The sequence below is a fragment of the Devosia sp. RR2S18 genome (genome assembly GCF_030177755.1).
Taxonomy (GTDB): Bacteria; Pseudomonadota; Alphaproteobacteria; order Rhizobiales; family Devosiaceae; genus Devosia; species Devosia rhizosphaerae.
In genome coordinates this window covers 3,026,486-3,041,113 of the sequence record NZ_CP126539.1, presented here as the reverse complement: position 1 = coordinate 3,041,113, position 14,628 = coordinate 3,026,486, and the positions used below count along the sequence as shown (strand labels likewise).

The window sequence follows — 14,628 nt, the reverse complement described above, 5'->3', positions numbered from 1 at the left end:
TCAGGCGCCTTCCTCGATCGCGGGAGCATCCACTGGCGAGGCAGCTACCGCTTGTCCCGCTGATACGTTTTCCTGGCCGACGGTAATGACGTCGGCAATGGCAGGCAGGCCTGAGACCCAGACGCCTTGACGCGTGTCGCTAACGATCGTGATGGGATGGAAGGCCACGACACCATCTTCCACAGTGCGGACGCCGAGTGTTCCCTCATCGTCCAGCGTCAGCACCGATTGCGGCAACAGGTGCCCTGGCGCCGTGCCGATATTGACTACGGCCTCGGCAGTGACGCCGTCCCGGATCGCATAGTCCTCGTTAGGGATTTCGATCTCGACGGGGAAAGCACGCGTGGCGTTGTCGGCCTGTGACGCAATGTAGGTCACTTCTCCTTCGGCGGTATGGCCGGTTACGGTTTTGATGACCGCATCTAGACCCACCTTAGCGAGATTGATGTGCGCCTCGGGTACCATGCCGCTGAAGACAATCGGATCAAGCTGGACGATCGTTGCGCACGGCGTTCCCTGGCCCAGCATCGAGCCGACGGTGGCTACAGGGTCTTGAACAAGTCCAGGTACGCGTGCTGAAATGACGGTGCGCTCCAGCTCGGCGCGTGCATTATCTACCTGCGCCTGCGCAGCGGTGACCTGTGCTCGAGCCGAGCTCAGGCCTACCTGAGCTTGGTTTGCCGTGTTTTCTGCAGCAAGACCGCGTTCGCGCAGGCTTGCGTTGGTTTCAAATTCCAACTGGGCTTGTTCCAGAGCAACTTCCGCTTGCGCAAGGCTGGCTTCTGCTTGGGTGACCGCAGCAGCCCGGGTACCCTGATCGAGAGTGCAGAGCGGGTCCCCCGCCTCCACGCGCTCCCCTTTGGTGACGTGAACCTCCGCCACTGTGCCTTGCGTTTCGCCAACGGCGCTTACGATGGCTCTCGCTTGGGTACGCCCACGCAGGGGCACCTCGATGGGCATTGCTGCCGCGGTATAGCGCACCGTACGGACAGCCTGCAGGGAGCGATCAGCATTCGCTGCAACTTGCTGGCGCTGAGCAATAGTGAGACTAGGGTCTACTTCGGGCTTCGGGTGCTCCGCCAGAACTCCAGCGTCTGCCAGCGTGTCATGGATCGGTCCGTGTTCCTCACCTTCCAGCACGGAGATGATTGGGCGTTCTCCATTTCCGGGCCCATTTCCGCCGATAACCAGCGTTCCCGTGGCGAGCCAAGCCCCGGCGCCAAGCAAGATCAGAAAGGCAACGCCATAGGAAAATAGTGCACGCATCTTGAGTTCGCCCCTTACTCAGCCGCTTTTTTGTTTGGCTCGGCTCGCGCCAATGTGATCAATTCGTCCATATGGGCCTGCAGGTACTTCTCTGCAACGTCTGCAATGGCCCTTCCGTAGTTTACCACCCATGCATCCGACGCATTGAGGCTCCGCTCACTGGCAGCTTCTTCGAGGTGTTGCCGCCTTTCGCGGGTGCGCTCGAGATAGTCTTGCAACCTCGTTTCCACCAAATCCGGCGGCAGAATGTGGGCAAAACGGGCAAACAGCAGGAAGGGACTGCGGAACATATCGTCGCCGAGCGGCTCTGATAGATGCTGCGCAAATGCTGCGCGTCCGGCCTCGGTGATCGAGTAGACCTTTTTTGCCGGCTTGCCATCTTGTTGTTCTGTACGGCTGGTAACCAGTCCCTCGTCCTCGAGCTTGGCGAGGGCAGGGTAGATAGAGCCAAAGCTCGCTTCGATGAAGTATGAACAATTGCCCTCCACACAGAGGCGCCGGATTTCATACCCGGTCGTCTCCCCCTCATGGAGGATAGAAAGGCAAAGGGTTCGTACATTCATGCGCGCGGCTCCGCCGGCACCTATGCCGGGTTGATATATGTCGGGTCTATATATGCACGACCGTCATGTGCGCAAGTTGTACGGCCCTCGAAAGAGGGTAGATCAGTTAAGATCAGATTGCATGGCAGGTGTTTAGGTGAGCAACTGCCGGATCAACGCGGCCGCGCGCTGGGCGAGCGCCTCGTCGGCTGCAGCTACAAAGAACGGGTTAAGGAAGTCCGAGCCGCCCTTCCCATAGTGCAGGCGTTCGCCATCGAGCGTAACTACGCTGCCGCCGGCGGCCTCCAGCACCGCTTGTCCGGCAGCGGTGTCCCACTCGCATGTGGGTGTGAAGCGCGGATAAAGCTGCGCATCTCCTCGTGCCAGCAGACAGAACTTCAGCGATGATCCAACCGACACATCTTCCTGCACTTGCATGGTGTCGCACAACTGGGCCAGAGCAGCGTGGCCGTGCGAACGACTGGCGACAATCCGGATAGGCCCGCCTGGAGCAACTGTTATCGAACGCTTCTCACTCGCTACCCCATCTTCGATGCGGCATGTATATGCGCCATTGAGGTCACCCACGAAGGCTTCTCCCGTCGCCGGTGCAAGCACCACTCCCATCACGGGGAAGCCGCTCTCCACCAGAGCGATGTTTACGGTGAACTCGCCGTTGCGCTTGATGAATTCCTTGGTTCCGTCCAGCGGGTCGACTACGAAATACCGTTCGCCTAAGTCGGGGATCATGCCGGCTGCGACGCTCTCCTCGCCAAGAACCGGAAGTCCAAGTGGCGCCAGATGCTGAAGAATGACGGCTTCAGCGGCGCCGTCTGCCTCCGTCACGGGTGAACCATCAGCTTTGAGCTCTGTGGAAATTGGGCGCGCATAGACCTCCATGATCAGGCGTGCAGCTTCGATCGCCGCCTGCAGGGCTGTACTGGTGAAATCGGTAGAACGGCGTGTCATGCGGCACCATTGTTTGATGCCGCCCCTCTACGCGGGAGCCGGAGCTAGCGCAACAAGCTCTGGCCGCCGTCGATCCACACTGGGGTTCCTGTGATATGCCGGGACCGGTCAGAGGCCAGGAATAGCACTAGTTCCGCTACATCTTCGGCTTTCCCGGCTTCTCCACCGGTCAGCGGAATATCGCCTTGGGGGAATTCAACCGGCACTTGCGTCTCTTCTGCGCCACGCTGCTGCGTGTTGTCCGAGATTTCCGACTCTATCTTGCCGGGGCAGATAGCGTTGATGCGAATGCCTCGATCACCTAGCTCCAGCGCTAATTGCTGCACCATCGCCAGTTGGCCAGCCTTGGTGATCGAATAGGCGGTAGCACCCGGGCTGGTGAACGTACGGGTCCCGTTGATCGAGGAGACAACGACGATTGATCCGCCACCTGCCTTGATGAGATGCGGCACGGCGTAGTGGATGGTCAGAAATGTTCCACGCAGGTTAACCGCGATGGTTTTGTCGAATTCTTCCGGTTTGAGGTCCTCAATAGGAGCCCAGACGCCGTTAATGCCGGCGTTGGCGAGCACAATGTCGAGCCGCTTGTGTTCGCCGATCATCTGCTCGAACAATTGCTGCATCGCGGCGTCATCGGAGGTGTCGGCGGTCAGCGCCTGGGCCCTGCCACCCGCGTCCCGGATCTCCTTTGCAGTCTGCTCTACTTCGTCCGCCGTGCGGCTCATCACGACTACCGTAGCGCCGGCTCGGCCGAGTGCTAGAGCCGAGGCCTTGCCGATGCCCGAACCGGCGCCCGTAACCAGCGCCACCTTGCCATCTAGCTCGCTCATCCTGATACCTCCGTTTCGCCCAACAACGCGCGAAGATGAGGATGGTTGGTCCGCTTAACGCGCGAACTTATCAGTGTGGTCAGCCTCGATGATTGCCTTTGTGAGGCTTCCAGTAGCTGGATAGAGCGGAATTAGGCAGGCCTGTAACGCGTGATAGATGTCGGGCTTGCCCACAAAGAGTCGCGAGCTTGGCTGCAGGTCTTCGGTCAGTTCGCTCCGCCAGCCGCCCCGCTGGTGATCGATCACGTGGTTTTCCGCATAATCCCAGAGCTTGCGATACCAAGTCTGGAAATAATCGTCTCGGTCGTAGGCGGTCAGGAAAGCGGCAGCGCCGATAGCCTCGGCAACAGGCCACCAGAGTTTTTCCCGCATAACGGGCTGATTGTTCCAGTCTAGCGTATAGAAGAAGCCGCCGTTAACGTCATCCCAACCCAGCGCAACCGCTTGCTGAAACAATTGGCGCGCAGCGTCCGTCAGCCATGAGAGCCGCTTCTCCCCAAGGGTCCACAACTGGTAGAGCAGCCTTGCCCATTCAAGCCAATGTCCAGGAGTGGTGCCGGCCGGCCGGAACATCTCGGAGCCCAGATAATCCTTGTCGAGCGTCCAGTTCTCGTCGAAGTGCTCGGCAACGCGATGCCCCAGCGGCACGGCATGCTGCCGGATAACGAGATCAGCGATGCGTTCGGCCATATCGAGATACATCTTCTCGCCGGTGGCCTCGAAGGCCGCCATCAGCGCCTCGGTAAGATGCATGTTGGAGTTCTGGCCGCGATATGTGCTGATCTCGGACCAGTTATTGGCGAACTCTTCCCGGATGGCGCCCCGATGCTCGTCCCAGAAGCGGCGGACAATGACATCTGTTACATCCGCCAGCATTCGATCTGCGAGGGGATGCCCCACCAGTTTGGCACTGGATGCGGCAAGCAGCACGAAGGCGTGCCCATAACCTTGCTTGCTGTTGTCCTTGGGTCCGTTCCCATCTAGGGACCAAATATAACCGCCATTCTTTTGGTCGCGATGTTGCTCCCAGACATAGCGCATACCGTGATCGACGATCTCGTCTGATCCTGGTCGCCCGATCAGACTGCCGATGGCGAAGCAGTGCACCATCCGCGTTGTAGCGTGGATGGCGCGAACGGGATTGTCCCCATCAAGAGGGCGCCCCTCGTCATCGAGTTCGAAAAAGCCACCATTCTTGTTAATCGAGGCCGCCTGGAAGAAGTCGAAGAGGTTGTTCGACTGCCGCATCAGGTACTGACGATGGAAAGGGCGCTGGCTCCATGGGCTTGAATTGGTGCGGGGCAGGTCAGGGATGGCGTCGGTCATGCTGGCTCCCAGCCGGCAACGGGCGCCGGCATGTTGTTATGCGGCTCCCGTATAATGGGCCGACGAGAACGTTGCAAATGCGTCTAGCCGCTAGTGGAGTAGAGCTGCTCCACCCGCTGCACTTCCTCCGCGGAGCCCAGAATAACCGGAACCCGCTGGTGGATTGCTGTTGGAACTACGTCCAAAATGCCTTGCTTCCCCGTGGTTGAGCGACCACCAGCGGTCTCGATCAGCATGGCCATTGGATTGGCTTCGTAGAGCAGACGCAAGCGCCCGCCCTTGGTTACAGTTTCGCTATCAAGCGGATAAAGGAAGATGCCGCCGCGCATGAGAATCCGGTGCACGTCCGCCACCATCGATCCCACCCACCGCATATTGTAGCGCTTACCGGCACGGCCGCTTTCGCCGACGACATTCTCGCGCACATAGGTGGTCGTCGCCTCATCCCAGAACCGCTCACGCGCCGTGTTGATGGCAAACTCTGATGTCGCAGGGGGGACCTCCACCTCGTCGTCCGTGAGCTGGAACACTCCAACATCGTCTAGCGTGAACACGGCCACGCTTGTTCCAAAGGTGAGCACGAGATTGGTCGCCGGGCCATAGGCCGTGTAGGCCGCTGCGAGCTGTGCTGAGCCGGGCTGCAGCATGCCCTTGCCTGCGTCCAGCACGGAAAAAATCGTGCCGACTGTAACGTTGACGTCGAGGTTGGAAGAGCCGTCGAGCGGATCGGTAGCAATGATGTACTTACCGTCATTCGACAGATGAACGGCTTCCTCTAGTTCCTCCGAGATCAGAATCGAGACCGCGGCATTCTCCCGCAAGTGCTTGAGAACTATGTCGTTCGAGATGACGTCCAGAGCCTTCTGCTGTTCGCCTTGCACATTGGTCCCAGAGGCGAGAACAACCTGCCCCTTGATCGCGGCTTGCCGTAGCACGCCGGCGATTTCTACGCTGGCGGCAGCCATGCTTGCTACGGTCGAGGCCAGTTTGGGGTCGACGGATTGGCCGGCGAGCCAGTCGGCGAGAGAGGTCATGTTTCACTCCAGGCAGAAAAGGGCCTTCTAACTCTCCCTAAGCGGAGGGATGAAGCAAGGCCGACTTTGGGTGGAGCGGTCGCGGCGGATCGTTTAAGTCGGCTCGGATTCCCGCTCGCGCGTGAACCATGTTCCCTCGCGCCACTCTCGTACCGTGATGGTAATGCGATCGGGATTGATGTCGATGAGGTTGTAAGCGTTCGGTTCTCCGCGCAGGCGGGTGGAGATGGTGGACGAGGCCTGCGCGATAAGAATGGGGGCTACCGCCGACTTCCGTAACCCCACCGGCGATCCTTCCTTTACCGCTCCTGTGTACTCATGCTTGCGGACATAAGAGAGATGGAAGTGACCTGAGAGAACTAGCCGCACGCCAAGGCGGGAGAAGGTTTCTAAAGCCACATCGGCCCGCTTCACCAGTTTCGTTTTTTGCATCATCGGCGAGTCTGGAAAGAGCAGCGGATGATGTGCGACAACCACCCTGATCGCATCTGGTGACGTCTTGGCGAACCGCTCTTCAAGAGCATCGAGTTGATGCCGTGAAATGGTCCCGTGGCCCCAGTTCCACTCGAGCCTTAGGCGCCGCGACGTCTTGATCCCGGCGAAAGCCACGCCGCCCATTTCAAGAAGTGGCTCGAGCTCGGGGTGGATGTACCGCTTATAAAGCCCATAGGGATCGAGAAAACGCTTGAAGATGTTGATGGCCGGTACGTCGTGATTGCCTGGAACGGCGAAAACCGGCGGCGTCAGCATGTCGAGAAAGGCACGCGCCTGCTCGAACTCTGCTTTGGTACCGACTTGGGTGAAGTCGCCGCTGGCGATGATGAGGTCAGGAGCCTGTGCCTCAATATCCCCCGCTAAGCCCTCGGCGAGCAGTGGATCATGGTGCCCAAAATGAAGATCGGAAATATGGACCAGTCTCATTGCTTATCCTAAGCTTGTCGCCGCCGGTACCTCGTGCACCCCTTCAGCTTCGGGTGGCACTAGTACTGCCAATGCTTGAGGGCGGATGCGGAAGTGAAGCGGCGTTTCCAACGAGCGCACATCCCCATCGAACATCACCTTGAGCAGCCGCTTGTGGCTGTCGATGGTTACTGATTTGACCTTCTCCAATCGCAGTGACTCGGCGTCTCGCCAGCGCCCCAGGACCATTCCTCCGGCCAGGCGGAGGACCTCAAGGAAGTTGAGATGTTTGAAGACGTAAAGCGTCAAAGTCCCCGTATCGAGCCGTGCCCGTGACAGCAGGTGCCCGAAAGCCTCATCGTATTCATTGCTGGCGACGGCGAGGGAATGGATGCGCTCAACTCGGCGCTCGCCATCGGGCATTTCGATGGCAACGGCCATTCGCTTGGTACGGACGATACGTCGAGCAAAGTAGCGTAGTAAAGCTAGTCGCGCCCCCCAGCTTTCCCGCCCACGTATAAACTCCCGACCGGCGGCCATGGCGGGTACCAGCCCAACCACTACCTTGTGGAGAAATACCTGGCCATTGACCTCTCCCGCGTCAATCTTGTGTATCTCGGAGCGACCAAGCGCCGCTACGGCTTCAGCTGTAGCAAGGGGGATGTGCATGTCCTTGGCCAGTGCGTTCACCGTGCCGAGCGGGAGGATGGCCAGTATTTTGTTCGTGTCGATGACCGCATTGGCGACCGTGGTAATGGTGCCGTCGCCTCCGGCGGCCACAATGACCTCCGCTTCGCTGGCGATCGCCTTGGTGATCCGCTGCTCCATCGAGTCATTAACATCCGCATTGATCGTGGCGTTGAGACCTGCCGCCCGAAATTCCTCTTGTAGCCGATCGGCGGTCAGCCCCATGCCGAGGGCCGTGCCGGCATTGGCATTGAAGATGACGTAGTAGCTTCGGGACATGGGATGGGGGACCGGAGATCAACTGTCCGACACAACGGAACCGTCCCCGATTGGTTCACAGTGACCTCAAGCTTCAGCGATGATTGGCGAGGACCTCTGCTAGTGTTCTAAGAATGGCGGCCGGCTCATAGGGTTTAGCAACCATGGGCACATGACTCATGGTCTCCGGGAGTGCCCCATGATCACCGTAGCCGCTAGCGAAGGCGAACGGGACGCCTCGTCGCTGCAGCTCCTCAGCAACCTGCAGGGAACTCTCTTCACCTAGGTTGAAGTCGAGAATGGCGGCGTCGAGTGCATGCTCCTGTACCTTGTTCAAGGACTCTCTCACGGAGGCGGCTGTCACGACCGACATGCCTGCCTCACTCAGCATCATCTCGAGGTCCATGGCGATAAGCACCTGGTCCTCCACGATCATCACCGATCGACCAGCCAGACTGGTAGCGCTTGTCTCGTCACCCGCGGGCGCTGCCACAGGATCGATCTCCTCCGCATCCCTCCTGAAAACAAATTGTGCCGGGATCAAAAAGCGCACCTCTAGACCATCGGGACGATAGTGGACCTGGGTTTCGCCGCCGAGATCGTGAGGTACGCTGCGACCGATCAGCATGGTCCCAAATCCTTGCTTCTCTGGCGGTGTCACCACCGGTCCACCGCTTTCCGTCCAATGGATCAAACAGCCGCCCCCGTCCTCCATCTGCCACCGCACAGTCAGCGCGCCGCCTGACTGGGAGAGCGCACCGTACTTCACCGCATTTGTGGACAATTCGTGCAGCACCAGGGCCATGACCGAGAAGGCACGAGGCGCAAGACAGACTGGCAGGCCTTTGAGCTGGACCCTCTCGCCGCTGTCGCGGTAGGGGGCGAGTTCAGCGTTCAGAAGGTCCCGCAAGTCCCCCCCATCGCCCCTAGCGATCTGGTCGTGCGCGGTGGCGAGTGCCTGAATACGCCCGCGCAGGGCATTGGCATAGTGCTCTAGACTTTCAGTTCCTTCGCTCGGTCGTCCCACTAGAGACTTGATGACCGCCAAGATATTCTTGACCCGGTGGTTGAGCTCGCCATTGAGCATTCGACGACGCGCTTCTTCCTTCTCGCGCTCATCCGCAAGCAGTTCGCTTTGCTGCAGCACCAATTCGGCCAGAGCCGCACGAGCCGCCTCGGCAAACTGACGCTCGTCCTCAGTCCAGGGGAGGGACTGCAGGTGTACTGTTTCCTTCCAGATGGCGAAGCTCTTGCGGGGGGTAAGCCGGTCCCCCAACGGACCGGTCGTATAGGTCTTTTCTGGATTGCCTGCCCAATTGAGGGTCTGGGCAACTTCCTTGCGGAAAAAGAACAGATAATCGCGAGGACGCTGGGACAAAGGGACAATCAGCATGCCAGCTGCCATTCCCGCGTACTCTTCCGCGCCCTGAGCAGTTTCCGCCAGGCGGTTCGTCGACCAGATGCGACCTTCGCTTACTTCGGCGGCAAGTGCAGTTAACCCTCCAATTGCGTGCTCAGGCGGCGTGTCGCCCATTGCCGCCCACTGGCCATCAAGCCACAGCCCGATGCCATCGCAGGGAATGAGCTCGCGGAAGTCTGACAGACGTTCTCGCAGCGTTTCGCTGATACTATTGGCGCGCGTGGCATGGCGCAGGAAGCGGTCGAGCGCTGCTCTGGCATTGGTAGCCATGTCCAGGGTGCGCTTTTGCTGCAAGACGCTTAATTGCAGGGAGAAGAATTCGCCGAACATTTCGGCGGCAACGCGCTCGGACATCGTCAGAGTCCGTGGACTGTAGTGGTGGCAGGCGATCAGTCCCCAGAGCGCCCCATCCACGATGATCGAAATCGACATCGATGCGCCCACCCCCATGTTGCGGAGGTATTCGCAATGGACAGGAGAGACACTACGAAGATGCGCAAATGTCAGATCCAGGGGCTGGCCGAGAGCGTCGCTTGCCGGAACGACGGGGATGCGCTTGCAATCAGCGTCGGAAATAATGCGGATGGTGTTCTGCAGATAAAGTGCACGCGCTTGCTGGGGGATGTCAGTTGCCGGAAAATACTGCCCCAGGAAACTCTCCAGCTTCGAGTGTTTGGCCTCGCTCAGTACCTTTCCGGCGCCGTCGTGGTCGAACTGATAGACCATCACCCGATCATAGCCCAACATCGCATGGATGAGCTTGGCTGTGTCCCGCACCAAGCGTTCGACGGAGATTACGTTTGTGATGCGGCCGATCATGGACCGGGCGAGATCGAGCGGCTCAGCGAGCGTCCCCTGGCTTGGTTCAAGCTCGATAATACTGTGGTCTTTGAAGCGATGAACCGCGACGTCGAAGTTCCTGCCAGACGGCAGGGTCATGCCGAACAGCAAGCTAGCGCGCTGCGGGTCCTGAGTCCTGGAGAGCGCATTGCGAATGGCGTGAGCATTCTCCCGTCCCAGCACATCCCCTAGGCGTGACCCATTGAGCTCGTTGCTGCACTCCAGCATCTCTGACGCGTTTACCGAATGGCGCAAAACCGCTTCGGCACGCATGTCGCACGCGAGCAAGCACCCATGTGGCTGTATGCTGCCGGGTATATGGATGGGCTCCCGATCGCAATTGGTCAGGTCGACCTCAGTTGTGGCAGACATCAGCTTCTTTCGCGAAGGCGTTGAGGGCCAGGGAGAAGGCGTTTTGCGCCGCTTCTCCGGCAATGTTTGGGTCTATAGCGGTTGAGCTTTCGATTAGACCCAGGAAGGTGGGCCACGTGTCCCGCCGGCTGGTTTGTGCAGCAAGGTGCCGCGCGCCATGCTCGTCTGAGAGCCCAAGCGCGTGTGCGCGCCGGTGGAGGAGGCGGGCGCCGATGGACGATCCCTCCAGTACGTAAAGCGTGCCTGCCCACCAGGACTCTGACCGCGCCGTAACTGGTGCCAGCCTTTCCGGCCGTCCTGCTTCAACCAGAAGATCCTCCAAGTCTTGCCGCAGTTCCAAACCGATCATGCGGGGCCGCCAATCTCCATAGCTTGCCGGCAAATCAGCCGAGCTGATGTCCCACTCTATCGGAGCGCGGAATGCATAGAGCCCCTTCAGGTAGATCTTGTATCGAGCAAGATCGCTGAACTCGCCAACGAGCGCATCCAGTTGCGCATGGATCTGGCCAGTGGCGTTGCGCAGGTGAGTGCGCAGGGTGGAGTTCAAGAGAGCTTACGTCCGTGTTTGAGTCGTGCAAAGGCGGCGAAACTACTCAGCTTCCCGCAAGGCGTCGATAAACTTTGCCATGTGGGGCGTATTTTCAAGTCACGTTTCTGCTCTAGCCTGCCTGCGCCCCTTAGAAGCGCGCTGTTGCGAAGGGGGTGGCCGCTCGGCGGGGGACTTGGCGAAGAGCTGCAGGTATTTCCGCGCCAGTGCAAGCCGCTGCCCACCATCCTTTGTTGGAGCTTCGACGAGAATTCGATCGTCCTTTTGTGAAATTGGCTGCAACTTCAACCACTCGTCGAGCAGCGCCTGTCCAGGCGTCTTCCGGAAGGTGAAGGCTAGCCCAAACGGCCCCCCATCGATCCTTTCGATGCCAAGGCGTCGCGCGCGGATAGCGATTGCCCGCAACTTGAGAAGCCTCACGACCTCCCGCGGAGGCGCGCCAAACCGATCCTCCAGTTCCTCGTTGAACTGCTGCAACTCCTTGACGCTTTCGGCGCGCTGCACCCGGGAATAGAGTCCGATTCGAACATTTGCTTCAGGAACATAGTCTTGAGGAATGGCTCCTGAGAGCCCGAGGTGAGTTTGAACCGGCCACTGGGGCCCAAGCTCCTCTCCCTGTGCTGTCCTTAGCGCTCGCGACATGAGCTGCTGGTAAAGTCCTTGCCCTAAGAGCTTGCTGTGCCCCGACTGCTCATCGCCCAGCAGGTCGCCCCCGCCCCGCTGATCAAGGTCCCGCATGCTGATCTGGAGCCCAGCCCCCAGCCTGTCGTACGCAACGAGAGTCTCCAGGCGCGCCTGGGCAGCCGCGGAAAGGTCTTCAGCCGGATCAGAGAAAAGATACGTCACGGCTTGCACGCGGCCTCGTCCTACCCGCCCGCGCAATTGATGCAGTTGCGAAAGACCGAACCGATCCGGCCGCCAAACTAGCATGGTATTGGCGCGCGGAACGTCGAGCCCACTCTCAATGATATTGGTCGCCAACAGCACGTCAGCACCGCCACTGGCGAAGGAGACCATGTTGTTGTCAATCGCATCCACCGCCATCTCTCCATGTGCGACCAGGACGGTGAGGTCTGGAACGAGTTCGGCTAGTTGCCGCCGCATCTCCTCGATGTCCGAGATACGCGGCACCACTAGGAAGCTCTGGCCACCCCGCCGATGTTCACGCATGAGCGCTGTCTTAGCCGTGGCACGGTCAAAGGGGCACACAAAGGTTCTTACAGGCCGCCGTCTCGCTGGTGGTGTCGACAAGATGCTGACGTCCTGAATACCTGCCAAAGCTCCCAGCAGCGTGCGCGGGATGGGCGTGGCGCTCAACATCACGAAGTGTGCCGTGGGTGCGATCTCGTGGATCTGCTGCTTGAACCGGGCACCAAAGCGCTGCTCTTCATCGAGGATTACGAGGCCCAAGTCGTCGAAGCGCACCCCGCTTGAGGCAATAGCATGGGTGGCGATGACGATCCGGACCGAACCATCGGCCAAGCCATTCTTGACCGTTTCTGCCTCCGCCTTCGATGCCAATCGCGAGAGGTGTGCCACTTTGATGTCCGTGCCGGCAAAGCGCCGCCCGAAACTTTCAAGGTGCTGTCGCGCTAGCACAGTTGTTGGCGCCACCACCGCTACCTGGTGTCCGGTCAGTGCTGCCGCGGCTGCAGCGCGCAGCGCAATCTCGGTTTTGCCGAAGCCAACATCACCGCACACGAGCCGGTTGGCAGGGTGGCCTGATGCCAGATCCTGCAGGATCGCCTCGATTGTGGCTGCTTGATCAGCCGTTTCGGCGAATGGGAAGCGCGACGCGAGCCGGTTATAGACGGCTTGAGGAGGGCGGATGATTGGCGCCGTTGCCGTTGATCTTTCCGTCGCCAGTTCAACTAGCCCCGCGGCAGCCATATCGATCTCAACGCTCACCTCTGCCCGCCGCTTTAGCCATGCATCCGTATGCAGCCGATCGAGGCTGACCGCATCTGGATCTGCCCCATAGCGCCAGACTTTGCCAAACTCCTCAACCGGCACGAGGAGCGATGCACCGCCATGATATTCGATCCGCATGGTGTCATGTTCAATCCCATCTACTTCTATGCGTTCGAGACTTTGCAGCACGCCGACGCCATGATCCTCGTGAACGACAACGTCCCCCACCTTCAACTCAGGTGTCCCGAGGACTTCCTGAGGAGCGACATGACTGTCTGCCAGGCGGCTGCCGAACACATCGCTGGCAGTCACAAGAACCAGCCCCTTCGCCTGATCCGCGAAGCCATGACCAAGATCTGCCTCTAGCGTGATCACGCTTCCTGCGGCGGAGCCAAATGCCATTGTCCAGCTATCCGTGCGCTCGATTAGCTCTTTTCGATAGCGCTTCAAGCGGCGCTCCATGCGACTAAGTTCCTCTGCGGTTCCCGCAAGAACGCAGCAAGCGCCCTCGGCCACTTGCTGCTTCACAAAATCAGCGAAGGCCTTCCGCGGATTGGCTTCACGAATAAAGGCCGGCAGGGCACTAACTGCGGCTAAGTCCGGCGATGCTTCTGCACCCTTTAGTGCATCCTTCCATTCAGTCGGCGTAAGGTAAAGTTCATCTGGAGGCGCGGGGTGCGCGTCAACGGCAAAGTCTCTGGCAGAGCGGTATGCTTCTTCGATTTGCTCGAGTATGGCATCGGCGCGGACACGGGCCTCGGCGCTAATGACAATTCGTGAACCTCGCGTTAGGTGGAACAGAGTCGTGAGGCTTTCGTAATGCCGAGAGAGGCGATGCTCTGCCCCCGCGCTGCGGGCTTCTTCCACACCCTGAGGGAGGACCACCTCGGACGCCGGCAGCAGCTCTAAGCAATCCAGATCTTCTATGCTTAGCTGGGTGGCAGGATCATAGGTCCTGATGTCCGTGACGTGCTCGTCCTCGCTCAGCCAAAGGCGGACTGGTCTCACCGCATCAGCCGGGAAGACGTCGACCACCTCCCCCAGCAGGGCCAACTCACCCGGCTCATCTACCCGGTCGTCGAGGAGATATCCCGCCTGTCGGCCGAACGCCTCTAGCTCCTCTCGGTTCAGCCGTGATCCCGTCGAGATACTCCAGCACGTCTCGACAGCTGCCGCGGGCGGCAATCTCTGCAGCGCAGCTTCAACGGGGGCAACGATGATCCGCGGACGCTCTTGCTGGGGTTTCTGCAGCCGCCGCAGCGTCGCCAAACGTCGGCCCATGCCTTCGCGTGAGGGGGAGGCTCGGTCATAGGGTAGGCAATCCCACGGGGGGAGAACCAGCACCTCTGCGTCTGGGGCGAAGCACCGCAGCGCCTCTCCGGTGTCGTCCGCCCGCTGCTCGCTGGTGGTGAGATAGAGCACCGTATTCTTTGAGCTTCCAAGCAGGTCCGCCAATTTCGATGCCATAGCCGAGGCTGGTGGTTGGGTTGGCGCACTGAGCATCGTATCGGCGGCTCCGGCAGGGTGGCCCCGATCACTTCGGCGTGGCTGTTCAAGGACATTTTTGGATTTTGTTGCAGGCATCTGGGACTCGTCGGAAGGCCGCTATCGAACGTCCTCCGGTCGCAGCCGTTCCGTAACGGACTAGAGCTTTGCTCAAGGCTAGCTTCCCGTGCGCTTCTCGACTTGCCGTACATCTTGCTTTACGCCCGAAACCAGTGACCAA

The 14,628-nt window shown here is 59.8% G+C and carries 11 protein-coding genes; all 11 read right to left on the bottom strand.

Annotated elements, in window-relative coordinates:
• The 11 genes from QOV41_RS14975 to QOV41_RS14925 all read right to left on the bottom strand — a co-directional run bounded on the left by QOV41_RS14975 (position 1) and on the right by QOV41_RS14925 (position 14,369).
• The gene (locus tag QOV41_RS14975) at positions 1 to 1,266 is read right to left on the bottom strand and encodes an efflux RND transporter periplasmic adaptor subunit (RefSeq protein ID WP_284577597.1); all 1,266 of its coding nucleotides are present in this window, start codon (positions 1,264 to 1,266) and stop codon (positions 1 to 3) included.
• A 14-nt stretch (positions 1,267 to 1,280) separates the two neighbouring features.
• Complete coding sequence (locus QOV41_RS14970; protein ID WP_284577596.1) at positions 1,281 to 1,829, bottom strand: PadR family transcriptional regulator; 549 nt, start codon at positions 1,827 to 1,829, stop codon at positions 1,281 to 1,283.
• 132 nt (positions 1,830 to 1,961) lie between these two features.
• Positions 1,962 to 2,777 (bottom strand): 3'(2'),5'-bisphosphate nucleotidase CysQ, encoded by an 816-nt coding sequence (gene cysQ, locus QOV41_RS14965; protein WP_284577595.1) that lies wholly within the window; start codon positions 2,775 to 2,777, stop codon positions 1,962 to 1,964.
• Between the two features lie 44 nt (positions 2,778 to 2,821).
• Positions 2,822 to 3,607 carry an SDR family oxidoreductase gene (locus QOV41_RS14960; protein ID WP_284577594.1) on the bottom strand — a complete coding sequence of 262 codons (786 nt, stop codon included), beginning with the start codon at positions 3,605 to 3,607 and terminating at the stop codon, positions 2,822 to 2,824.
• Positions 3,608 to 3,661: 54 nt separating this feature from the next.
• Complete coding sequence (locus QOV41_RS14955) at positions 3,662 to 4,933, bottom strand: AGE family epimerase/isomerase (RefSeq protein WP_284577593.1); 1,272 nt, start codon at positions 4,931 to 4,933, stop codon at positions 3,662 to 3,664.
• An 83-nt stretch (positions 4,934 to 5,016) separates the two neighbouring features.
• Positions 5,017 to 5,967: a class 1 fructose-bisphosphatase gene (locus QOV41_RS14950; RefSeq protein ID WP_284577592.1), complete on the bottom strand. Its 951-nt coding sequence runs from the start codon at positions 5,965 to 5,967 to the stop codon at positions 5,017 to 5,019.
• Positions 5,968 to 6,060: 93 nt separating this feature from the next.
• Positions 6,061 to 6,888: a metallophosphoesterase family protein gene (locus tag QOV41_RS14945; protein ID WP_284577591.1), complete on the bottom strand. Its 828-nt coding sequence runs from the start codon at positions 6,886 to 6,888 to the stop codon at positions 6,061 to 6,063.
• A 3-nt stretch (positions 6,889 to 6,891) separates the two neighbouring features.
• Entirely contained in the window at positions 6,892 to 7,833 is a 942-nt protein-coding gene (locus QOV41_RS14940; RefSeq protein WP_284577590.1) for a diacylglycerol/lipid kinase family protein, read from the bottom strand.
• Between the two features lie 73 nt (positions 7,834 to 7,906).
• Complete coding sequence (locus QOV41_RS14935) at positions 7,907 to 10,444, bottom strand: HWE histidine kinase domain-containing protein (RefSeq protein ID WP_284577588.1); 2,538 nt, start codon at positions 10,442 to 10,444, stop codon at positions 7,907 to 7,909.
• Positions 10,428 to 10,991: a biliverdin-producing heme oxygenase gene (locus QOV41_RS14930; protein WP_284577587.1), complete on the bottom strand. Its 564-nt coding sequence runs from the start codon at positions 10,989 to 10,991 to the stop codon at positions 10,428 to 10,430. Before QOV41_RS14930 ends, QOV41_RS14935 begins: the two co-directional genes overlap by 17 nt.
• A gap of 99 nt (positions 10,992 to 11,090) precedes the next feature.
• Positions 11,091 to 14,369, bottom strand: a complete 3,279-nt coding sequence (locus QOV41_RS14925; protein ID WP_284577585.1) for a DEAD/DEAH box helicase — start codon at positions 14,367 to 14,369, stop codon at positions 11,091 to 11,093.
• Positions 14,370 to 14,628: the final 259 nt, after the last annotated feature.

Coding starts and splice junctions, on each gene's coding strand:
- QOV41_RS14975 (WP_284577597.1), bottom strand. CDS start 1,266: ATGCGTGCACTATTTTCCTATGGCGTTGCCTTTCTGATCTTGCTTGGC.
- QOV41_RS14970 (WP_284577596.1), bottom strand. CDS start 1,829: ATGAATGTACGAACCCTTTGCCTTTCTATCCTCCATGAGGGGGAGACG.
- cysQ (WP_284577595.1), bottom strand. CDS start 2,777: ATGACACGCCGTTCTACCGATTTCACCAGTACAGCCCTGCAGGCGGCG.
- QOV41_RS14960 (WP_284577594.1), bottom strand. CDS start 3,607: ATGAGCGAGCTAGATGGCAAGGTGGCGCTGGTTACGGGCGCCGGTTCG.
- QOV41_RS14955 (WP_284577593.1), bottom strand. CDS start 4,933: ATGACCGACGCCATCCCTGACCTGCCCCGCACCAATTCAAGCCCATGG.
- QOV41_RS14950 (WP_284577592.1), bottom strand. CDS start 5,967: ATGACCTCTCTCGCCGACTGGCTCGCCGGCCAATCCGTCGACCCCAAA.
- QOV41_RS14945 (WP_284577591.1), bottom strand. CDS start 6,888: ATGAGACTGGTCCATATTTCCGATCTTCATTTTGGGCACCATGATCCA.
- QOV41_RS14940 (WP_284577590.1), bottom strand. CDS start 7,833: ATGTCCCGAAGCTACTACGTCATCTTCAATGCCAATGCCGGCACGGCC.
- QOV41_RS14935 (WP_284577588.1), bottom strand. CDS start 10,444: ATGTCTGCCACAACTGAGGTCGACCTGACCAATTGCGATCGGGAGCCC.
- QOV41_RS14925 (WP_284577585.1), bottom strand. CDS start 14,369: ATGGCATCGAAATTGGCGGACCTGCTTGGAAGCTCAAAGAATACGGTG.